The sequence below is a fragment of the Aquimarina callyspongiae genome (genome assembly GCF_034322225.1).
GTDB lineage: Bacteria > Bacteroidota > Bacteroidia > Flavobacteriales > Flavobacteriaceae > Aquimarina.
The window spans coordinates 148,444-171,614 of record NZ_JAXLPA010000006.1; the positions used below are offsets into that span (position 1 = coordinate 148,444).

General features: G+C 31.9%; 20 protein-coding genes. 11 read left to right on the top strand and 9 right to left on the bottom strand.

The window, feature by feature from the left end:
• Nucleotides 1–52 precede the first annotated feature (52 nt).
• The 5 genes from U0D62_RS22570 to U0D62_RS22590 form a co-directional block, all read right to left on the bottom strand.
• Nucleotides 53–2,713, bottom strand: coding sequence for a T9SS type A sorting domain-containing protein (locus U0D62_RS22570; protein WP_322289624.1), 2,661 nt, complete (start codon nucleotides 2,711–2,713; stop codon nucleotides 53–55).
• 184 nt (nucleotides 2,714–2,897) lie between these two features.
• Nucleotides 2,898–4,082 (bottom strand): THUMP-like domain-containing protein, encoded by a 1,185-nt coding sequence (locus U0D62_RS22575; protein ID WP_322289625.1) that lies wholly within the window; start codon nucleotides 4,080–4,082, stop codon nucleotides 2,898–2,900.
• A 24-nt stretch (nucleotides 4,083–4,106) separates the two neighbouring features.
• Nucleotides 4,107–5,195 carry an AI-2E family transporter gene (locus U0D62_RS22580; RefSeq protein WP_322289626.1) on the bottom strand — a complete coding sequence of 363 codons (1,089 nt, stop codon included), beginning with the start codon at nucleotides 5,193–5,195 and terminating at the stop codon, nucleotides 4,107–4,109.
• Nucleotides 5,196–5,298: 103 nt separating this feature from the next.
• Complete coding sequence (locus U0D62_RS22585; RefSeq protein WP_322289627.1) at nucleotides 5,299–5,814, bottom strand: TrmH family RNA methyltransferase; 516 nt, start codon at nucleotides 5,812–5,814, stop codon at nucleotides 5,299–5,301.
• Nucleotides 5,814–6,458 carry a DUF4159 domain-containing protein gene (locus U0D62_RS22590; protein WP_322289628.1) on the bottom strand — a complete coding sequence of 215 codons (645 nt, stop codon included), beginning with the start codon at nucleotides 6,456–6,458 and terminating at the stop codon, nucleotides 5,814–5,816. Before U0D62_RS22590 ends, U0D62_RS22585 begins: the two co-directional genes overlap by 1 nt.
• A 46-nt stretch (nucleotides 6,459–6,504) precedes the next feature.
• Between U0D62_RS22590 and U0D62_RS22595 the strand changes: the two genes are divergently transcribed.
• The 4 genes from U0D62_RS22595 (at nucleotide 6,505) to U0D62_RS22610 (ending at nucleotide 9,279) form a co-directional block, all read left to right on the top strand.
• Entirely contained in the window at nucleotides 6,505–7,224 is a 720-nt protein-coding gene (locus U0D62_RS22595) for a DUF1223 domain-containing protein (protein ID WP_322289629.1), read from the top strand.
• Between the two features lie 166 nt (nucleotides 7,225–7,390).
• Nucleotides 7,391–7,750, top strand: coding sequence for a nuclear transport factor 2 family protein (locus U0D62_RS22600; RefSeq protein ID WP_322289630.1), 360 nt, complete (start codon nucleotides 7,391–7,393; stop codon nucleotides 7,748–7,750).
• Between the two features lie 151 nt (nucleotides 7,751–7,901).
• Entirely contained in the window at nucleotides 7,902–8,723 is an 822-nt protein-coding gene (locus tag U0D62_RS22605; RefSeq protein ID WP_322289631.1) for a cyclase family protein, read from the top strand.
• A gap of 25 nt (nucleotides 8,724–8,748) precedes the next feature.
• Nucleotides 8,749–9,279: a GNAT family N-acetyltransferase gene (locus U0D62_RS22610; protein ID WP_322289632.1), complete on the top strand. Its 531-nt coding sequence runs from the start codon at nucleotides 8,749–8,751 to the stop codon at nucleotides 9,277–9,279.
• 19 nt (nucleotides 9,280–9,298) lie between these two features.
• Here the strand turns inward: U0D62_RS22610 and U0D62_RS22615 are convergent, their stop codons facing one another.
• The 3 genes from U0D62_RS22615 to tsaD all read right to left on the bottom strand — a co-directional run bounded on the left by U0D62_RS22615 (nucleotide 9,299) and on the right by tsaD (nucleotide 12,285).
• Nucleotides 9,299–10,438, bottom strand: coding sequence for an esterase-like activity of phytase family protein (locus U0D62_RS22615; protein WP_322289633.1), 1,140 nt, complete (start codon nucleotides 10,436–10,438; stop codon nucleotides 9,299–9,301).
• 63 nt (nucleotides 10,439–10,501) lie between these two features.
• Nucleotides 10,502–11,206 (bottom strand): 16S rRNA (uracil(1498)-N(3))-methyltransferase, encoded by a 705-nt coding sequence (locus U0D62_RS22620; RefSeq protein WP_322289634.1) that lies wholly within the window; start codon nucleotides 11,204–11,206, stop codon nucleotides 10,502–10,504.
• A 56-nt stretch (nucleotides 11,207–11,262) separates the two neighbouring features.
• The gene (gene tsaD / locus U0D62_RS22625; protein WP_322289635.1) at nucleotides 11,263–12,285 is read right to left on the bottom strand and encodes a tRNA (adenosine(37)-N6)-threonylcarbamoyltransferase complex transferase subunit TsaD; all 1,023 of its coding nucleotides are present in this window, start codon (nucleotides 12,283–12,285) and stop codon (nucleotides 11,263–11,265) included.
• Between the two features lie 126 nt (nucleotides 12,286–12,411).
• On the opposite strand from tsaD, the gene U0D62_RS22630 reads away from it, so the two are divergent.
• From U0D62_RS22630 to U0D62_RS22640, 3 genes are read left to right on the top strand one after another with little or no spacing between them, the layout of a single operon-like run.
• On the top strand, nucleotides 12,412–16,791 hold the full coding sequence (locus U0D62_RS22630; protein ID WP_322289636.1) for a translocation/assembly module TamB domain-containing protein: 4,380 nt from the start codon (nucleotides 12,412–12,414) through the stop codon (nucleotides 16,789–16,791).
• Between the two features lie 46 nt (nucleotides 16,792–16,837).
• Nucleotides 16,838–17,824, top strand: a complete 987-nt coding sequence (pfkA, locus tag U0D62_RS22635; protein WP_322289637.1) for a 6-phosphofructokinase — start codon at nucleotides 16,838–16,840, stop codon at nucleotides 17,822–17,824.
• An 8-nt stretch (nucleotides 17,825–17,832) separates the two neighbouring features.
• Nucleotides 17,833–18,195, top strand: a complete 363-nt coding sequence (locus tag U0D62_RS22640) for a methylglyoxal synthase (protein WP_322289638.1) — start codon at nucleotides 17,833–17,835, stop codon at nucleotides 18,193–18,195.
• A 2-nt stretch (nucleotides 18,196–18,197) separates the two neighbouring features.
• Here U0D62_RS22640 and U0D62_RS22645 read toward each other — a convergent pair whose 3' ends face one another.
• Nucleotides 18,198–18,539: a cupin domain-containing protein gene (locus U0D62_RS22645; RefSeq protein WP_322289639.1), complete on the bottom strand. Its 342-nt coding sequence runs from the start codon at nucleotides 18,537–18,539 to the stop codon at nucleotides 18,198–18,200.
• Nucleotides 18,540–18,652: 113 nt separating this feature from the next.
• Between U0D62_RS22645 and U0D62_RS22650 the strand changes: the two genes are divergently transcribed.
• The 4 genes from U0D62_RS22650 (at nucleotide 18,653) to U0D62_RS22665 (ending at nucleotide 23,154) form a co-directional block, all read left to right on the top strand.
• A complete protein-coding gene (locus tag U0D62_RS22650; RefSeq protein ID WP_322289640.1) occupies nucleotides 18,653–18,970 on the top strand; it encodes a 2Fe-2S iron-sulfur cluster-binding protein in 318 nt (105 codons plus the stop codon).
• A gap of 91 nt (nucleotides 18,971–19,061) precedes the next feature.
• Nucleotides 19,062–21,329: a nitric-oxide reductase large subunit gene (locus tag U0D62_RS22655; protein ID WP_322289641.1), complete on the top strand. Its 2,268-nt coding sequence runs from the start codon at nucleotides 19,062–19,064 to the stop codon at nucleotides 21,327–21,329.
• Nucleotides 21,330–21,346: 17 nt separating this feature from the next.
• On the top strand, nucleotides 21,347–21,823 hold the full coding sequence (locus U0D62_RS22660) for a hypothetical protein (protein WP_322289642.1): 477 nt from the start codon (nucleotides 21,347–21,349) through the stop codon (nucleotides 21,821–21,823).
• Between the two features lie 221 nt (nucleotides 21,824–22,044).
• Nucleotides 22,045–23,154, top strand: coding sequence for a hypothetical protein (locus U0D62_RS22665; RefSeq protein ID WP_322289643.1), 1,110 nt, complete (start codon nucleotides 22,045–22,047; stop codon nucleotides 23,152–23,154).
• Nucleotides 23,155–23,171 lie beyond the last annotated feature (17 nt).

The window sequence follows — 23,171 nt, forward strand, 5'->3', positions numbered from 1 at the left end:
GATCTTAACTGAGAATAGATGAGAAAACTATTGCCCTATTTTGTATTACTATTTACTTTTTGTAGAAAATTTTTGAAATATTATTTTTTACATCACTATTACTACTTAAAAACTTAATGATATACATCCCTTCCTGAAGTTGAGATATATCGATTACATTTTCTTGCATTTTATCCGTTGAATAATTATGAACTTTTTTGCCGTGAATATCATATATCGTTATGTTATATTCTTCATTGATAATTGCACTATTTATTAATAACTGATCTTTTGCCGGGTTAGGAAATATTTTTATATCTAATTGCCCTTTAATATCGTTTTCTGAAGGAGTTCTATTAGCATTTTGACAATAAGAAGCTCCTTGATATGGAGTAGTAGGGATCGTTTTATACACAGGAGGATTATTATAATAATCAGTTATTTTACCAGCCAACCATTTGTTATCATCACCATTGGTGCCAATAGATCCTACACCTGTTGTAGATCCGCCGCCCCATAGGATAGAGAATACATTCATATTTGCTATTTTTTGTAGGTTGGATGTACCCCAATCATATCCATTATCATTTGCTAAATGTTCTCCAACATTATTTGCTTGATAATGAGGAAGCGTTAATGGGATGCTTCTAAGATCTGCACGAATATTGTTAATGTTGGTTCCTATTCTACTATCTCCTAAGAAATAAGGAGCTGATGCTGAAGAATGTTGACTAATACTATAATTACCGATGTTTTCGTTTACTGTAGCCATATGACCTCCTGGGATTTGCCATAACATAATTGGCACGTTTCCAATCCTTTTTGCAATTTCATCACAGAAAATCATGTATTTATCCCAATGTCTTGCTGTCCAGGCATAGTTTTGTATTGCAGCAGGACCAAAACAATCACGTTCGTATCTATCAAAAGCAATAAAATCAGGTTTCCAATCTCCTGTATATAATTCTAAGCTGTTCATGAAATCGGCAACTTCTATTCCTTCACTTACAGGATCATTAAATTCTCCTGCTGCTTCATAGACCCATCTTGCAGAACCTGCAGCCCATACATTTTGTTGGTATCCAAACGGAATTTTACATTCTCCCACATGATGAATCACAAAGTTTACCGATTGAAAATATCCTTTTAAGTCTTCGCCAAAATTGGGAATGTCTGAAACGCTAAGGTTTTCATCCTGAAAAGCTCTTCTGATATCCTGATTTACGTTTATTCGTATTGTTCTAATATTATGATCATTTCCAAAAACAACATCTTGTTGTATGGCTCCAATAAGATCTGGACTGATTACAAATGCACCAGGATTAGGATGATTAGCATCTTCATAACTAAGCATCACCTTGATTTCCTGAATTAGATTTCTATAATGAAAATATAAATTATCTTGTTCTGCAATATCCCTGATTGCTTCACGTGATCCACCACCACTGGCATTAGCAGTATAATGAACCATTACTGGTAGTATAACTCTTCCTCCTTGATTAGCTTCGAGGCGTCTTGCTTGTTCAATAGTATTTACAGTAGGAGTCATGTCAGGAATTCTTCCACGATCTCCAGCACCATCAAGACCTGAGTACTTGAAAAGTACACTTAATGGCGAATTTTTAAAATTGTCATCAAAAGCCTCAGATGCATTAGTTATGGTACCATGAGAGAGATAAGGAGGAAATCCTTTTACACTAAAGTCTGTTAAAGTAGATTCATTAAATACCACAGATACAGAATTAGAAGATCCACTACTCACCTGTAAAGTACTATTAAATGATGGTGAATATACTTTATTAGTAACTGAGTCACTATATGAATCTATAGTAATACTATAAGATCCAACAATAACATTATTAATGGTATTACTACCATTAGAAATTTGTGTGGTAATATCATTTACAGTAACAGTGTTATTTTTTAATACTAAACTTGTAGAAGCATTTGCAGGTAACCCAGATACGTTTATGGTAACATTTTCTGTGCTAATTGTTGTTTTGGTATATGCAATTGAAATATTAGTGTTAGTATCTGTTGGAGTGAATGATAAAGGAGCATTACTTGAGTATTGACTGGTGTACTGAGTAGTTCCAGAGACAAAATTGTCTGCCCATACTTGATATTCCTGGTTTTTTCTCAAAGGAATAATATCAGATGTAGTTATATTTTTGGTGACTTCTGTATTAGTACTTAGGTTTTTATAATGTACTGTTACTACAGAACTATCATTTCCTGAAATATTAGTATTTACATCAACAAATAAATCGGGTTCTTCGTTTTCCTGAAAAAATCGAATTTCATCGGCTAAATTCTCAAAAGAAGAACTAACACTTTTAAGATCAAATCTAGCTGATATAGTTTCATTAGGTAATAATGTATGATCTACCCAAGAACCTACCGGAAGTTCAATATTTAAACTGGTTACTTGTAAATTTCCTTCTGCCACTGTGCTTAAAGAAGTAGTTGGATATGAAATGTTTCCTTCTGGGAAAAAATTCACTAATGAAGGAACGTTATCTGAAACAATACGGATTGTAGAATTTCTTGCGTCAATATTAGTAGTTCCAGTATTCTTGACCTGTATGTCTAAATACACATCACCCCAGGATTGTGGTAAAAATTCTATTGTTAACTGATAAGAACTGGAAGCAGTAGTGTAATTTTTGATAAAAGTTTGAGAATGCGCAAAAAAGCCTATAAATAGGCATAGTAAAATGAGTTTGTGTTTCATAACGTAGGTTTAAAAGTGAGTTTATCAATAGTCGTTAACTATTGTGATTAGTTGAAAAAGATATATATAAGTCATAGAGCAGAAAAACTAATTAGCTGAATGACTTAAAATTGTAGCTTTTTGGATAGTTTTTACAAACGAATGCACTTTTTGAAGAATGAGTAAGTTTTAATGTTAATGATGATCAAAAAACCTTTTTACACTGTATAACCACCTTATTTTGTTTACAATCTGTGGTAAAGAAAAGGTAATGATCTCCACCATCTTTGATTTTGAATTTTTTACGGATTCCAGCGACAGATTCAGGAAAGTTACGGGTAGTGATATTAGCTTTGGTAATACCTGTTTTTGCCAAAACCTTTTTTTGATAAGGAAATACAGTTATAATCTCGAACTTTCTTCCAGGAAAATCAATTTCGTTGTCAGAAGTATATAGATGTGAATGAAGATGTAGTTTATCTAAATCAAAATGCTTAGAAATACTTGAAAAACCTCCACTTTTCAAGATAGCTGCATTGGGTTCATACAGGTATTTTTTTGGTAATCCAAGATTTGCAATATGTATGGTCTCATCCTTTAATAAAAAGGTGAATCCTTGAGTATTGTCTTTTGTTATATTTGCGGTCTTAATAGTAATATTTCCGACATAAGAAGAATCAAGAATCCATAAAAGTTCTTTAACCTCATTATTGACAGCAATCACATGAATTTCCTTAATTTTTTTGAGTGATTTAATACCTGCTTGTATATCTAATAGAGGAGAAGTCTTAATCATTATATTGCCACTTTTAGAAAAGAGAAAATCCAAATGTTTAGGTACGTCAGGAAGACAATCTTCCAGAAAAAACACTTTTCCTTTACTTTCATTTCTTCGCGAAGGATCAATATAGATCCAATCTACAGTATTTTGATCTTTTAAAAGAGTTAATCCATCTCCGGAGTGTGTTTCAATGTTATTAATGGTAAGAACAGTAAAATTATGCTTAGCAATGTCACTCAGCTCTGAATTAAGTTCGCAATGAATTACTTTTTGAGTTTTTTTTGAAAAAAAATAATCATCTATACCTAAACCACCAGTGAGATCAATTAAAACTTTTCCAGAAACCAGATTGCTTTTATAAAGAGCTGTAGTTTCAGAAGAAGTTTGTTCAAGATTAATAGTAGGAGGGTAGTATATATCTCTTTGTGAAAACCAAGATTTTAATTTATGCTCAGCTTTAATTCGTCCGTTTACCTGTTGCGCTAATTCCTGAGGAGTAATCTCTTTAAAGGGACTTCCTGACAGCGCTAATTTATGAGGATCAACTTTTTTATTTGATTTTTCAAAAATAAAGTCCTGAACTTCTTTATGTAAAATTCTTTTATTCAATATTAAAAAGGTAAAAACACAATATCAGAGATCTTTGGTAAGCTTTTTAACAATCTTATACTGAGACAAAAACTCCTTAGAAATCACTTTAATTGCCGTGTAAAAAGGTACTGCCACAATAAGCCCTCCAATGCCAAATAATGATCCAAAGATTAAGATAGCTAAAAAGATCTCTAGAGGATGAGATTTTACACTGTTTCCAAAAATCAAAGGTTGATTAAGAAAATTATCTATCATCTGTATAATTAAATACCCGATCAATATATAGCTTAACCTAGGAAGGATAACTGTAGAAAAATCATACCCTAAATTACTGGTAGTTGCAAGAAGCAATACTAAGATGCCTCCAAACAACGGTCCTACATATGGTATTAGATTGAGTATAGCAGCTATAAGTGCTACGGCAATAGCATTATGTACTCCAAATATTAATAAGAGTATAGTGTACAAAACAAATAAAATAGTAACCTGCAATAATAAACCAACAAAGTATCTTGATAATAAATCTTTGATTTTGGTAAAAGCCGTCATAAACTTGTTTTCATCTTCTTTTTTTGCAAATACTAATAAACTGTTTTCTAATAGTTTGCTATCTTTTAAAAGAAAGAATGAAATAAATAGTACAGAGAATAAACCAATCAATAATGCTCCAAAACCACTTAAAAAAGAATTAATAGCATTAGGAATAGCTTTTAAATCAAAGAACTGCATCAAATCTGTCTGTTTGATCAATTCAACCAAATTAAGTTTCTCTACATTAAAATAGTCACTAATCTCTTGATTAAGACGATCAAAATCTTCTCCTACTTTATTAAGATCAATCTCACCAATTAGTTGTCCTTGTTCACTTATAATAGGTACAAACAAAGTAAATATACTAGTAAATAACCCTATTGTTATGAATAAAGTAAATACTACAGCTAGTGTATTTCTAAACTTTAGTTTTCGTTTAAGAAAGGATACAAGAGGTCTTCCCATTAATGAAATAACACTTGCAAATGCAATGTAGATCAATATGGATTGTATTTTATATAAAAACCATAATAACCCAAGCGTACCAATAATGGCAGCTACAGCTCTTAGGATTCCGTAGGAGATTGTTTTTGAATTCATATGCTATAGTTATTAAAGTATCAAAAAAATGGAAGCTTTATTTTGTCTATATTCAAAACTAAGAACTATTTCTAATATCTATTAATTTTTTAGAACGTTTATTTTAACTACTAGAAACTTGTTTGGTGATTTCATATAATGCAATGCCTGCTGCCTGAGCAACATTCATACTGCTATTAGTTCCGTACATATTAATGTGTAAACTTTGATCCACCAATTGTAAAATATCTTCAGATACACCAGAATTTTCTTCGCCTATCACTAAAACTATTTTTTCATCATTTAACGATTTAAATTCAGAAATCGGGATACTGTTTTTTGTGATTTCCAACGCAAGAATTCTATATCCATTAGCTTTATACTGCTTTATAATGTCCAGGGCTTTATCTTCTTGTTGATAAGGTATACTATTATGTGTAGATCGCGAAGTTCTTAACATACGCTTACTAATTACAGTAATTTCTTCACCACAAAAGTAAATTTTCTCTACGCCAAAACTATCAGCTACCCTAAATATACTACCAATGTTTGCAGGAGAATTTACCCGATCACATAGTAACGTTATCGAAAACTGTTTCTTCTCAAATTTGACATTATAGTGATGTAATTGATCAGCCATTAATTTTCGAAAGCATATTTAATGATGTTGGCACCCATTCTCAATGCTTTTAAACGAACTTCTTCTGGATCATTATGCACTTCTGGATTTTCCCAACCATCACCAAGATCACTTTCAAAAGTAAATAACAAGATTAATCTTCCTTCATGTGTTATTCCAAGTGCTTGTGGTCGTTTTCCATCATGTTCGTGGATTTTAGGTAGACCTTGAGGGAAATTATATTTTGATGAAAAAATAGGGTGAGAACTAGATAATTCGACTAATTCTTTGTCAGGAAATACTTTAATTAATTCTTTTCTTATATAGGGTTCCATGCCATAATTGTCGTCGATATGTAGAAATCCACCACTCAATAAATAATCCCTGATATTCTCTGCATCCTCATCGGTAAAAAATACATTACCATGGCCAGTCATATGAATATAAGGGTATTGAAAAATATCAACGCTTTCTGGTTTTACGGTAGCGGGTTTATCTTTTATTGCAGTATTTATGTTTTGATTACAAAACCTTATTAGGTTAGGTAATGCAGTAGGATTACTATACCAATCACCACCGCCTTTATACTGCAATATTGCAATATCCTGGCTTTGTATGGATATAGAAAACAAAAAAAGAAAGTAATATCCCGTAAGTTTAATCATAGTATGCGTCTAAATAAGAAAGTTTAAAAGTACTAAAATTTAGAAGATGGCAAAATACCTTTTAATACTATTAACGCTTAGTTTTTCAGTATATACACATGCACAAGAAAATAATGAATCTGTTATAGTTCTCGAATTGTTTACCTCTCAAGGATGCAGTAGTTGCCCTCCTGCAGATGTATTACTTGATGATATAAAAGAAACTTATAGCGATCAAAATGTCTTTGTGCTTTCATACCATGTGGATTATTGGAATCGTTTAGGATGGAAAGACCCTTTTAGTGCAGAATCTTTTAGTGATTATCAAAGAGATTATGCACAACAATTCTATAGTAGATCTATATATACCCCTCAATTGGTAGTGAACGGAAGCGAACATTTTACGGGATCAAATGGTACTAAAGCAGAATATGCCTTAAAGAAATATAGTAAATCCAAGGCAACAAATGCGATCAAATTAACTGAAGTTAAGCGTAACAATAATGAGGTGATACTAAACTATGCAGTAAATGGAGATGAGTTTAATAGAGTAACTCTTGCATTAGTAGTTTCTGAACGAATTACAGAAGTCCGCCGAGGAGAAAATAGAAATCGAACTTTAAAGAATAGTAATATAGTAGCTAACCGTTTAGTGAAAAAGGAAAACTCAGGTGAGATAAAGTTGATAATACCAGATTGGATACAAAACTCTGATGAGCTTTCTGTTATTGCGTACACTCAAGATAAAATGTTAAAAACTACAGGAGCAGTAAAAATAGAAATATAGAGAGAATAAATTGAAATTAGCAATGATGTATAAAAGACCACAACGATAATGTTGTGGTTTTTTTATGAGGTGATTTTTTATTAATTTGAAAAGTGGTAGTATACTTTAGATAATATTGATTGAAGATAATTTTTAAAGCACTTTTTAATAAATACCAAATACAACAATGGATGTAAAACAATTAGTAAAACAGTGGTTTGATAAGTGGGAAGAAGGAGATTTTTATAATTTACCGATATCAGAACATTTTAAACATACAAGTCCTTACGGAACCATAAACGGAAAAGAAGAATACTTAAATCTGGTAGAAGCTAATAAAGACAAGTTTTTAGGACATCGTTTTGTATTGCATCACGAAATATATGCAGATAACAAAGCCTGCGTTTGTTATACAGGTATTAAAGATGATTTTAAATTAGAAGTAAGTGAATGGTATTTTTTTAAAAATGAACAAATAGAAGAGATAATAGCTTATTACAATATTGAAGGTGAAATAAGCGAGAAACGAAAGCTTGAAAACTTCTAAGCTTTTATGAAACAAGGTAATATCTAGCAGTATATGTTAAACCTTTTATAAGTTGGATTGTATCTATGTAAAGACTACTTATATTGAGTGTAACCCACCTTCAAAACGGTGGTTAACTAATACTATTTTGTAACAACTAAAATGCAGATTTGTGAAAACTCTCTATACACTAATTGGTCTCTTTTTATTAATAGGATGTAACAATAAACCTCATCAGAGTCAAGAACCTATTGTAACCTCAAAGAAAGATATTTCTGAAAGTCAAATTATTGATTTAACACACGTTTTTTCTGAAGAAACTATCTATTGGGTAACAGCAAAAGAATTTGAATTAGATGTAGTAGCCAAAGGCGAAACAGATAAAGGATTCTTTTATGCAGCAAATAATTTTGCTACTGCAGAACACGGAGGAACTCATATTGATGCTCCGATTCATTTTGCTAAAAACAAACAAACTGTTGATGAAATACCTTTAGAAAAGTTAATAGGAAAAGCTATAAAGATTAATGTTTCAGGGAATGCAGAAAATAACCCTGATTATTTGATAAGTATTGAAGATATTATGAATTGGGAAAAAGAAAATCAATCAATCCCTGATGAATCTATTGTTTTATTAGAAACTGGTTTTTCAAAATTTTATCCGGATAAGGTAAAATACCTGGGTACAGACCAACGAGGAAGTGAAGCTCTCAAGGACCTTCATTTTCCTGGGCTTTCACCTGAAGCTGCAGAATGGTTGGTTAAGAACAGAAATATTAATGCCATAGGAATTGATACGCCAAGTATAGATTATGGGCAATCTCAATATTTTAAAAGCCATGTGATACTTCTTGAACAAAATATTCCCGCTTTTGAAAATCTAACAAACCTGGATAAACTCCCCGAAAAAGAATTTACTATAATTGCGTTACCTATGAAAATAAAAGGAGGAAGTGGAGGACCATTAAGAATCATTGCTCTTTTAGATAAGTAATAGTATAAATTTAATAGTATTAGAATTGAATTCAGATCACCAGGAATATATTATTAGAGACGCCCAACCAGATGAGTTTAAAGAAGTAGGACAATTAATGATTCATGTCTATTCAAAACTAAAAGGTTTTCCATCAAAAAAAAAACAGCCAGCATATTATAATGTACTAGCCAATATAGGAGAGTTAACTAAAAATCCTAAAACAAGGTTATTAATAGCTGTTACATCAAAAGAACAAATAGGAGGTGCGGTAATTTATTTGGGTGATATGAAGTTTTATGGATCTGGAGGATCTGCTCCCAATGAAAAAAATGCTTCAGGGTTTAGATTATTGGCCGTTAATCCTACTACAAGAGGCAAAGGAATAGGCAAACAATTAGTTAATCATTGTATTGAACTCGCCAGAGAGGAAAAGCAAAAAGAAGTAGTCATTCACTCTACAAAAGCTATGGAAATTGCATGGGGGATGTATGAGAAAATAGGATTCAAAAGATCCGAAGATCTTGATTTTATGCAAGGAGAACTTCCAGTCTATGGTTTTAGATTAATTCTATAAAAATTTTGCTGTATATTATTTATGGAATAATCTTAAAAACAATAAGCTGATTTAACTGAGGGAAAAACGAATTAAAATTATTATCAGAAACCACTACAAGTGTACGGCTTCCATCATCTAGTTTTGATCCTAAAGATATTCCTTCGATATTATCAACTGTAGAATTTGTAAGTTGCCCTCTGATCGTATCAAAATTAAAAAGCAACGTCTTTGTTGCTTTAGTATGAGTTGTATTAGATAATGATTCAATATCAAGTGTGTTTGTAGCATTGGTTATGTCTACTTTGTAAATCTTAACCGTGTTACCACCATCAATATACCCAGAAGAAAAAGAACGTTCTAAAGCTAAAAATTGATTCTCATCATATTCAAGAATCTCTACCAATCCATTAACTTCAAAAGAGGTTCCTAATGCAGGTTCACGAGCCACAGGATCTAGTTCATATGCAAATTGTTTTTGCGCAACTCCAGATGCTTTATCAATAAAAGTAATACGCACAGGCGATTCGGTATCAGCTGTCGTTGGTTCAGGACCATCTTCTATAAGAGGTAACTCCATAGAAACCCAATATCCTTTGTCGTCAAAACTTAAAGATAGTCCTTCTAATACTCCGTTATGTCTTGGACCTGATAAATCATCGGTTGTATTGGCTTTAAAATGATCAGGAAGGGTAAGATTTCTTATTTGATTACCAGAAGTAGAAATTTCGATTAATCCTGGATCGATACCATTATTAATACTTCCTTCACTAGTGTATAAAATAGTACCCGTATTTACATCTAATCTTATAGATTCTGGATCTACAATACCCGATGCTAGAGGAGCTCCTGATTCGTCCTTAATTTCTACCATAGAAGTAATCCCTACATTTTGTATAGCATCTTTTGTGTAAGATATATTGGCTTCATAATAACGGATAGGAGGAGTAGAGGTATCACATATTAAATACCATTTTCCATCGTGATAATCAATACCTGATAATCCTCCGATCGGAACACCGTTTATTTCTTGATTCGGAATAATAAATTCATCTATAAACTCTATAGTACTAATTGTATTACTATCATTAACAGGAGGTTGATTATTTGTGTCGTTACTTGATGAACAATTCAAGCATAACAAAATAATTGGAAATAACCATTTTGTACCTTTCAACATTTTTGTGCGAATTATATTTATATAAAGGTATTAATTTATTTAAGAGGAAGACACTTTAAAGAACTAAGAATTTATAAATGCTATACTATGAACCGCAGCAATAGCAGCAGTTTCTGTTCTAAGACGTGTAGATCCTAGAGTTACAGGAGTAAACCCATTTTTTAGAGCGTTTGTAATTTCGTTAGGGGAAAAATCCCCTTCTGGACCAATTAAGATGGTTGTATCAGAATTTGATTCTGCAACTTCTTTAAGGGATTGTTTTTTAGTTTCTTCGCAATGTGCTATTAATAATTGACCTTCTTTTTTTTGAAGTAGCCACTCATTAAATGGAATAGCAGGGTTCAGTTTTGGCAAATAACACTGAAGAGATTGTTTCATGGCACTTTGCAATATACGTTCAAAACGTTCGGATTTTATAACCTTTCTTTCGCTATGATCACATATAACAGGAGTAATTTCATCGATACCTATTTCTGTAGCTTTTTCTAAAAACCATTCGTATCGATCATTCATTTTGGTGGGAGCAACAGCAAGGTGTAATCGATAACTTCTTTTAGATTGCTTTTCTGCGGTTTGTATTGTGGCTATACACTGATTTGGATTCGCAAAAGTGATATTGGCGGTAAAGAGATATCCTAAACCATTGGTAATGTATAATGTGTCACCTTCTTTTTTTCGTAATACCTTAGCGATATGCTTACTTTCTTCCCTGGAGAATCGTATTTCTGTGTTTGATGCGGTTAATGTGTTATTATAAAATAATTGCATTTTTTAGTGCTTAGATATTATGTGCTAAATATATTATGATTTGTACCTAAGTAATTTTAAAATTTTATTCTGGCTTTAGCTACGATATCTAAATCAGCAAAATCCTTTTTCAAAAATTTTAAATATCCAACAATGGCAATCATAGCCGCATTATCCGTTGTGTATTCAAATTTAGGAATAAATGTTTTCCATCCATATTTATACTCTCCTTCTTTTAAAGCTTTCCTTATACCAGAATTAGCAGAAACCCCACCACCAATGGCAATACTTTTAATCCCTGTTTGTTTAGAAGCTTTTTTAAGTTTATCTATTAAAATATTAATTATGGTATATTGTATAGATGCACATACATCATCCAGGTTTTTCTCAATAAAATCAGGATCTGCTTTTACCTGTTTTTGCACAAAATAAAGTACAGCTGTTTTGAGTCCGCTAAAACTAAAGTTTAGATCTCCAACTTTTGGTTTAGTAAAAGGAAAAGCTTTAGGATTACCGGATTGTGCGTGCTTATCGATTAAAGGACCTCCAGGATAAGGTAGTCCTAATATTTTTGCACTTTTATCAAAGGCTTCACCGACAGCATCATCAATAGTTTCACCGATAATTTCCATATCAAAATGGTCATTTACCTTTACAATTTGTGTATGACCTCCACTAATAGTCATTGCCAAAAATGGAAATTCGGGTTTATCATATTCTTCTTCCTCTATAAAATGAGCAAGAATATGTGCTTGCATATGATTTACATCAATTAGAGGTATATCCAGAGCTAAAGCAAGAGATTTAGCAAAAGAAGTACCGACCAGAAGAGATCCCATTAATCCCGGGCCACGTGTAAATGCAATCGCACTTAAATCTTCCTTGTTTATATTAGCTTGTTTAATAGCTTGATCAATTACCGGTACAATGTTTTGTTGATGCGCTCTTGACGCCAATTCTGGTACTACACCACCGTATAATTCATGAATTTTTTGTGATGCAACAACATTAGATAATACTTTACCGTTGCATAATATAGCGGCCGATGTATCATCGCACGAAGATTCAATACCTAAGATATATGTATTTTGTAAGCTCATTATGAGGAAAAGGGCATAGAAATTGTTAATATTGTCAACAAAGTTAAAACAATAAAACGTATCAAAAAATTCGGGAAAATATTGTTAAGGACAATGCTTGTCCTGTTATCGCTATTTCTAATCCTAGTGATACTATTTTCAATCCCTGGTGTACAAACGTTTTTTGGTAAAAGGATTACAAATTATCTTAATGATGAATATGGTGTTGATGTAGCAATCAAAAGGATTGGATTAACATATTCTGGTAACGTAAACCTGAAAGAAGTTTTAGTAAAAGATCATCATAAGGATACATTATTATATGCTGGAAGCATAGAAACTTCAATTCTTAACTTAAGAAAAATATCAAAAGGAAATCCTGAGCTAGGCACTGTATCTATTGATCATTTGACTTTTGATATGAAAATGTATAAAGGAGAGAAAAGCGATAATCTTATGACCTTTATCAGAAAGTTTGATACGGGACAGAAAGAATCTTCTGGTAAAAAATTCGTGCTCACTACTCGTAATATTGCAATGACAAATAGTCAATTTAGCTTCATTGATGAAAATCTAAATAACCCTAATGTTGTTATCTATGATGATCTAACATTAGATGCAGAGAGTCTTGTTGTAGATGGAGATGATATATATGTAAATATAGATGCATTATCTTTTAAAGATCAACGAGGATTGAATGTTTCTAGATTACAGACCTGCTTTGCTATAACACCTACAACTATGAAGTTTCAGGAACTTGTTATAGAAACAAAAGATTCTAAAATAGAAGGAGAAGTACTTTTTTCATACAAACCAGGTGGTCTCGATGATTTTGAAAATAAAGTAAATATCACAGCTGATTTTAGTCAAGCCAAAATATCTACTAATGATTTGATTCCGTTTTATAGAGAGTTTGGAAGAAATCAAGATATAATATTAAGTAATACTCTTGTAAAAGGTACTTTAAATGATTTTAAAGTAATTAACTCAGATATAAGAGGACTGGATAGATCAATAATCAAAGGAGATATCAGAATTAGAAATGCACTTAAAGACCCAACAGAATTTAAGTTAGATGGTACTTTTGAAAATTTAACTACTAATTATTACGATCTCATAAATTTATTGCCACGAGTTTTAGGAACATCATTACCTAAAGAATTATACCAATTTGGTAGCGTGAAAGCTATAGGAAATGTTATTGTTACTCCTAATGATGTAGATGTTGATATGGATCTTTTTTCTCAATTAGGAAAAATTAATGCCTTTGTTTTATTAGGAGAATTAGAGGGTACAAAAAAACCTACCTATAATGGAACCGTGATTTCGTATGATTTTAATATTGGTCAACTTTTAGGAAAAGAATCTCTAGGTAATGCGGCATTCGATATTCAGGTAGATGGTAATGGTTTTACCCTTAAAGATCTAGATACAAAAATAGAAGGGTATATTACCAAGTTAGAATTTAATGGATATAACTATACAAATTTAACAGTAATAGGAAACCTTAAAGATCCTGTTTTTGATGGTAAGCTAACGATATATGACCCGAATGTACAATTTGCTTTTAATGGAGTAGCAGATTTGTCTGAAGAAATCAATAATTATGATTTTGTTGCCAAGGTAGATCATATAGATTTTAATAAATTAAAACTATTTACAAGAGATGATATTTCTGTTTTTAATGGAGATGTCATTATGAACATGAAAGGAACTGGCATTAATGACCTTTTTGGAACGATCTCCTTTGAGAAAACATTGTATAAGAATCAAAATGCAAGCTATTACTTTGAAGATTTTGATATTACCTCCAGTTTCGATGATGAAGGCGTTCGAACCATTACCATGAACAGCCCAGATATTATTGATGGTAATGTAAAAGGAGTTTTTAGGTTTGAAAATGTATACGATCTGTTTAGAAACTCAATAGGAAGTTTGTATACTAACTTTGAACCTACAGAGATTACCGATAATGAGTTTATGGAATTCAATTTTAATATCTACAATAAAATTGTGGATGTTTTCTTCCCTGATATACAATTTGCTCCTAATACATTTATAAAAGGAAAAGTAGAAAGTAATGATTCAGAATTTAAACTTACTTTTAAGTCTCCTGCAATAAATGCCTTTGGTAATTATATGGATAATGTAGACATACAGGTGGATAATAAAAACCCACTGTTTAATACATATATCGCCGTAGATAGTATTGATACCGAATACTATGATGTTTCTAAATTTAGTCTGATCAATGTAACGTTAAAAGATACCTTGTTTATGAGATCAGAATTTAAGGGAGGTAAAAATAATGTAGATGATTATAATTTAGAATTTTATCATACAATTAATGAAGATAATAATTCTGTTGTAGGTTTTAGAAAATCAGATTTTAAATTTAAAGGATATACCTGGCGTACTAATCAGGAAAAAAGCAAAGCCAAAAACAAAATCATTTTTGATAATGATTTTCAGAATATAGATATACAATCAATTATACTTAATCATAAAGGAGAAGAGATTAGTGTTAATGGAAAAATGATTGGGAAAGACTATAAGGATATAAAAGCTACTTTTAAAGATGTTGACCTCAACAAGATCACACCTTATATAGAAGGTCTTCGCTTAGATGGAAAAGTCGATGGAGACCTGGCAATCCTTCAAGATAAAGGAGCTTATTTTCCTAGTTCTACAATTGTCATAAATGATCTGGCGATCAATAGCAATCCAATGGGAGAACTACGTCTTAACGCATCAGGAAATGAAACATTAACACAGTATAAGATTAATACGCGATTATTAAATAATGATAATATAAAAACGCTTTCTGCTATTGGAACTATTGATGTTTCTGATACTAGTTCTCAATTAGATATAGATGTAGATCTTGAGAAACTCAATATGATAGGTTTTAGCGATTTAGGGGGCATTGTAATCTCTGATATAAGAGGATATGTTTCTGGAAATGCCAAAATATCAGGAAGCTATAATAATCCATCAATGGATGGAGAATTACGACTACAAAAAGCAGGACTTAAAGTACCATACCTTAATGTAGATCTTGATTTTGAAGAAAATGCAAAAGTACTGTTAGATAAACAACGCTTCAATTTCGATTATTTTAATATTACAGATACAAAATATAATACTAATGGAATCTTAGGAGGATATATTGCACATCAACGCTTTTCTAAATGGGAGTTAGGATTAGAACTCCTTGCCCAAGATAGATTACTTGTATTAGATACAAAAGAAGAAGAAGAATCTCTCTATTACGGAACTGCTTTTATAAGTGGTGAGGCTACTATAAAAGGACCTACAGATGAGTTGGTCATTGATGTTATGGCAGAAACAAAAGAAGGTACTGTTTTTAAAATACCATTAAATGAAACAGAATCTCTGGGAGATAATTCTTTCATCCATTTTTTTAGTCCTGAAGAAAAACAAGCTCGTCTTGAAGGAAAAGAAATTGTACTTGACGAAATTAAAGGACTAGAGCTTAATTTTGATTTAGATGTTAATAATAATGCTCTGGTTGAAATAGTAGTTGATAAAAAAACAGGAAGTTCTCTAAAAGGACGAGGTGCCGGAATATTACGTATAGAAATCAACACCAACGGGAAGTTTAATATGTGGGGAGATTTTGTTGCGTATGAAGGAAGCTATAACTTTAGATATGGAGCTCTTTTAGAAAAAGTATTTTCTGTAAAAACGGGAGGTACTATAAATTGGGACGGAAGTCCAACACGTGCAGTTCTTGATCTTAGTGCCGTATATAAAACCGAAGCTAACCCTGCTATATTATTAGATAATGCAGCTGTGAATCGAAAAATCCCGGTAGAAGTAGTAGTTGATCTACAGGGAGAACTGATTCAACCAAATCTTAATTTTAATATTAATTTCCCTAACGTAAGTTCGGTTGTAAAAAGTGAGTTAGAATACAAGTTAAACGATCAATCAACAAAAGAATTACAAGCCTTATCGCTAGTTTCTCAAGGACAATTTTATAGCGGAAATTTAAACGCTAATAATATAACAGGTAGTTTGGTAGCTGAGCGAGCTTCTAGTCTTGTAAGCGATATCTTTTCAGATGAAGATGATAAATTTAAAGTAGGCCTTAACTATGTACAGGGATATCGTACACCAGATCAAGAAAACGCCGATGAGTTTGGGTTGACCGTTTCAACGCAAATTAATAACAGAATACTTATTAATGGTAGTGTTGGAGTCCCGGTTGGTGGAGTTAGCGAATCTGTGGTGGTAGGAGATGTTGAGGTAGAGTATCTTTTTAATGAAGATGGGTCACTAAGAGGTAAGATTTTTAATAGACAAAATGAAATACAATATATCGGAGAAGCGCAGGGGTATAAACAAGGTTTAGGTATTTCATATTCAGTAGATTTTGATAATTTTAAAGAACTGAAGGAAAAAATCTTTAAGAAAAAAGTTAAAGATACGGTTACCAAACCTAAAGACACTACTAAAATAGATACTCCGGATTTTATTAACTTTACAGATAAGAATAACTAAAATATTTCACTTCATAAATTCATTAAAAGCATCCAAAAAACAATAAATGGCTAAACAAATACAAACCATTGGTGTAATCACTTCGGGAGGAGATTCTCCAGGTATGAATGCAGCTATACGTGCTGTAGCAAGAGCATGTGCTTATTATAATGTAAAGTGTATAGGGTTTTACAGAGGGTATCAAGGTATGATAGAAGGAGATTATTGTGTCATGGACGCTAGAAGTGTACGTAATATAATTAGTAGAGGTGGTACCATCCTTAAATCTGCACGTTCTGAAGAATTTAAAACAGTAGAAGGAAGAAAGAAAGCAGCAGATAATCTTAAAAAAATTGGAGTAGATGCGATGATACTTATTGGAGGTGACGGAACATTTAGAGGAGGTAAAATCTTTAGCGAAGAATATGATATTCCTGTAATTGGAGTTCCTGGAACAATAGATAATGATATTGCCGGAACTAATTATACAATAGGATATGATACCGCTTTAAATACAGTAATTGATGCGATTGATAAAATAAGAGATACTGCAAGTTCTCACGATCGTTTATTTTTTATCGAAGTAATGGGACGTGATGCTGGGTTCATTGCTTTAAATAGCGGTGTTGGTGCGGGAGCAGAAGAAATTCTGATTCCAGAAGAAGACTTAGGACTGGATCGTTTATTAGAATCTTTAAAACGAAGTAAACGCTCTGGTAAATCCTCCAGTATAGTTGTAGTGTGTGAAGGAGATAAAACAGGTAAGAATGTTTATGAGTTGGCAGATTATGTTACAGAAAACCTTCCTGATTATGATGTTAGAGTAACAGTTTTAGGACATATGCAACGAGGAGGTTCACCCAGCTGCTTTGATAGAACACTTGCTAGTAGATTATGTGTAAAAGCAGTAGAGTTACTTTTAGATGGAGAAAAAAATGTAATGGTAGGATTAATCAATAATAAAATTGCTGCTACCAATTTTGATAAGGGTTTAAAAGAAGATCACGGTATTAATAAAGAATTATTACGGATATCAGATATATTATCTACTTAATTTAGATTATGACTATAGCGATTATTGCACATGATGGTAAAAAAGCCGAAATGGTTCAATTCTTAAACGAACATCAGGAAATCTTACATGCAAAGGACATTAAGCTTATCTCTACTGGTACTACAGGAGAAAAAGCAAAGAGAGCCGGATTTGATGTTGAGGCATTATTATCTGGTCCTCTGGGAGGTGATGCTCAAATCGCTGCAGGAGTTGCAGAAAATAAAGTAGATATGGTGATTTTTTTTAGAGATCCACTAGCAAAACATCCTCACGAACCAGATATTTTTATGTTAATGCGACTATGTGATGTATATGATGTGCCCTTGGCAACAAATCCAGCTACAGCACAATTATTATTAAAAGGGCTTTAATACTATTGATTATTTACCTTTTGCACCCTCTGTACAGAATCATTTTTTGATAGAGAAAGCCTGACAATACTGTCTTCTGTTGCTATAAGATTATGAACTACATTAGAATCTAAAGAAATAAGATCACCTTTCTTAAGGACATACGTTATATCTTTGACTCCAAAACCAATTTCTCCATCAAAGATTTCAACAGTAATAGGAAATATTGTTTTATGACTTTTCATTTCTTGTCCTTTTCTGAAAACAATCCTGATTTCCTTAGAAACTTCGGTTTCCATTATTTTTTTTATTACAGGATTTTTATCTCCATAAGTAATATCGTTGAGTAATGAACTTAAATGCATATCAATTCTTTTTATTTAGGTCAAAATTATAACCTTCTTCAATATTGTTTTATGAGTTAGATCATAAACAAAAGAATCTAATATTGTTAGACTTGTATGATTAATTAATTGCAATGTATAAGATATATATAACAGATACTCAAGGAGAATATCATAGTATTAAATTTATCAGGAATGAATATGCTAACCTTATGGAGTTACTGATTAATAAACTGTACGAAGATATTGGTGATTGTAAAGGAAGAAGCTTGTGTGGTACTTGCCATATTAGAATAATGACTCCTAATACATCAATTATATCGCCAGATGCATTAGAGCAAAAAACATTGAACAATCAATGGAAACATTATCAAAACAGTAGACTTGCCTGTCAGATATTTCTAAATGAACATATAAACGAAACACATTTTGAAATTGTAGGGAGAGATTGATTTTATTTTTCAACATGATTTGGATCATAAAATATGATTAGTAACGATGGTAGTTTTGCTTCTAAAATTTATAGAAACCAAAACAAGAACCATGAAAAAAATATGGATAGGATTTGCCACAATTGTAGTGTTGTCTTTTACAGCATTAATTTGGGTAGGGATAAAGATATATCAAGAGAAACCACCAATACCAGAGAAAGTATTAGTAGCTGATACTAATGAAGTTTTGTTTACCAAAGAAAATATCCAAAGAGGACAAAACGTATGGGAGTCTATTGGAGGTATGGAAGTAGGGTCTATCTGGGGACATGGAAGTTACGTAGCACCAGATTGGTCTGCAGATTGGATTCATAAAGAAGCCGTGTTTCTACTAGAAAAGTGGTCCGTTGAGTTTGATAAAGAATATGAGGATTTATCTCTGGAGCACCAATCATTACTAAAAGGGAGATTGATTGATCAGGTTAAGACCAATACATATGATACTATAACAAAAAATATACTGATATCATCTGATAGAAAAGAAGCGATAGTATCCAACTCAGCTCATTATAAAAATATATTTTCTAAAGGTCATGAAGAATATGCAATCCCCAAAGATATGCTCACAGATTCATCTAAGTTAGATGATTTAAATGCTTTTCTTTTTTGGGCTTCCTGGGCTGCGTCTACAAATAGAATTGGTGATGATATTACCTATACATCTAATTGGCCACATGAACCATTAATAGATAACACAATAACTGTAGACGCACAAATATGGTCTGGATTTTCGATCGTATTATTACTATTGTTTATTTCTATTATGGTTTGGTACCATATCAGAAGTAGCCATAATGAAGAACATAATGATGAGGTTCCTAATAGCAATCCTCTAAAAGGAATTATTCTGTTTCCTTCTCAAAAGGCAACATTAAAATACTTTTTAGTAATTAGTTTATTGATTGCTTTACAAGTGATTTTAGGGGTTATAACAGTTCATTATAGTGTAGAAGGGCAAGCATTTTTTGGATTTGAGCTCTCAAAATATCTCCCATATTCAATAAGTAGAACCTGGCACACGCAATTAGCTATATTTTGGATCGCAGCGGCTTGGTTATCAACTGGATTGTTTATCGCTCCATTAGTAAGTAAAAGAGAACTAAAGTTTCAAAAATTTGGAATCAACTTTCTATTTATTGCAATTTTAATTGTGGTATTAGGATCTATGATAGGAGAGTGGTTAGGTGTTAAGCAATACTTAGAATTAACAACTAACTTCTTCTTTGGACACCAAGGATATGAATATATGGATTTGGGTAGATTCTGGCAGATATTATTGGCTATAGGATTGGTGTTATGGGTGTTTTTGGTAGGAAGACATATTGTCATTGGTATTAAAAGAAAGGATAATACTAAAAACCTTCTGGTATTATTTCTAATATCTGTAATTGCAATTGGAGCATTTTTCTTTTCTGGTTTGATGTATGGAGAAAATACATCATTATCGGTGATAAACTATTGGAGATGGTGGTTAGTTCATTTATGGGTAGAAGGATTCTTTGAGGTTTTTGCAACGGTCGTTATCGCATTTTTGTTTGTAAAGATGAAATTGATAAAAGAAAAATCTGCAGGGAGAGTTACCGTACTTTCTGCAATTATATTTCTTTCAGGAGGAATTATAGGAACTTTACACCACCTATATTTCTCGGGGACACCAGTACATGCAATTGCTTTTGGAGCTACATTTAGTGCGCTTGAGGTGGTTCCTCTAACTTTAATAGGGTATGAAATATGGGAAAACTGGAACTTATTAAAAATTAAAGAATGGGTGCAAGAATTTAAATGGCCAATTTATTTCTTCTTGGCAGTTTCGTTTTGGAATATGTTGGGAGCAGGAGTTTTTGGGTTTTTAATAAATCCACCAATAGCATTATACTATATCCAAGGACTTAATACTACAGCAGTTCATGCACATACGGCTCTATTTGGAGTGTATGGTATGTTAGGAATGGGATTAATCTTATTTTCATTACGAATGATATCTAATAGAGTTTGGAATGGTAAAGTGTTAAAGATTTCCTTCTGGTCATTAAATATAGGATTATTAGCTATGGTTGTGTTTAGTTTATTACCACAAGGTATAATTCAAACCTTGGCATCAATTAAACATGGATATTGGTATGCGAGAAGTTCAGAATTATTATATTCTCCTTCATTTCAAGTGATTAAGTGGTTGCGAATTATTGGAGATGTTATTTTTTCTGTCGGGATAGGATATTTTTGCTGGTTTACTATTAAAGAAACATTAGCTTGTATGAATAATAGAAAGACAAAAGCAAGCTCCAATATTGCAAGTCCTGTTAAAAATGAAATATTATAAATATCTTGTTTAGATCTATGAAAAAGATATCTCTTTATAGTTTTGTAATTATATTTATTTGGATCGGTTTTCTAATTGCAATCAGTTTTATGGAAGCTCCTCTCAAGTTTCAAGCAGATTCTGTAACCACTGCTATTGGAGTCGAAATTGGTAAAATCGTTTTTAAAGCTCTAAATAGTATTGAACTTCTTTTTAGTATTTTTTTATTATTTACTTTAAAAGAAATGAAAAGGTCCGATAAAAAAATATTCATTGGGTTATTATTCCTTTTTGTGATCGTAGGAGTTCAATCATTTTACTTGTTGCCGGTTTTGGATAAATATGCAGATATCGTTATTAAAGGAGGATCATCTCCATCCAATATACCACATATATTCTATGTGATCCTGGAAGTAGTTAAATTGTTCTTACTGTTTTATATAGGATATAGAAAATTACTTTTATATAGAAAAAACATTGTAGAACAGACGATAAAGAATTTTGAGATAGATTAGATCATAACACTTATATTAAAAAAGGAGTAAAACCGATATCAGATTTTACTCCTTTTTTATTTTTAATTAAGCGCTATTATTATCATAAAATATCAATATCTCAAGAATGAGATTGTGTGTAAAAACTGTATATTGTGTTGAATATAAATCCTTAGATTAACACAAAAAAGCCTTGCGAATATTTATAATTATGAGGCTTACTAACAATAGTATTATTTTCGATGCACTTATTTATAGTTTCAGAAAAAACATTACCAGTACACTTGCACTATAGTTTTGCGGGTGTAATGAAGCGTAATGATTGTAGTTGGCAAAATGTAACGGTTAACGCTCAGTCAGAAAGATCTCAGGCATCCATGTATGCTGATATTTGCAGAGTTCATAAAGGTGATGAAATATTGTTTTATTTAGAAAGGACGTCTAATGATCATAGTAGAGAAGGAGGTAGATTTTTAGGGATTTTTGAGGTTGACAGTGCTTTTCCTTTTTATGAGGAAAACGGAACATATTTAAAAGATGAATTAGATATATCATTGATATATCGATTATTAATAAAGCCAAAGGTGATTTATAGTTCAGGAATATCAGAATGGCAAACGATGGATGAGATGACAGATATGAAAAGTATCTATGATATTCCCTGGACATTAATTTATCGCAAAATGACTGCCGGTAGAGGATGTACTCCTTTATTACCTCATGAGTCTAAAACAATCAAAAAAATGCTCGACTTAAGAAACGGAGGTCAAAAATCAAGTTTTAAGGCAATTGCTTTTGATCAGGAAAACCTAAAACTGATCGAAGCAGATCAACCTAACGCTACATATCTCAATGTTCCCGACACCATTGATAGAATCGATGATCACCTTAAGAATCTTATGACTAATACAGACAGAAGATGGGAGTTACAACTTCAGGCATATTTAATGCAGGAAATAAAAAGAAATGCAGAACTTACAGAATTATTGTTTCCGCAAGTAGAAATAACCTGGATTGGTAATGAAATATATGCTGGAGCTGGTATGCAAAGCATGGATATTCTCATCTTTTCAGAAAATGAATTGAACTCATTTATTCATCTAATAGAACTGAAATCAGTTCAGGCAGACGCCTCGGCAGCTTCGCAACTCAATAGATATATAAAATGGGTGAAAGCTCATATCCCCGATGTATCCAATCATCAAATAATCCCCACTATTATCGCTCCAGAAATTAATGATTCTTTTAATGAAGAAATAACAATCTACCTAAGAGGGCATGGGATTACGCAATATCGAACTATTGTAGTAAATAATGACTTGAATTTTACACAAACGATATGTCAGATTTAATAACTGTAATAGATGAT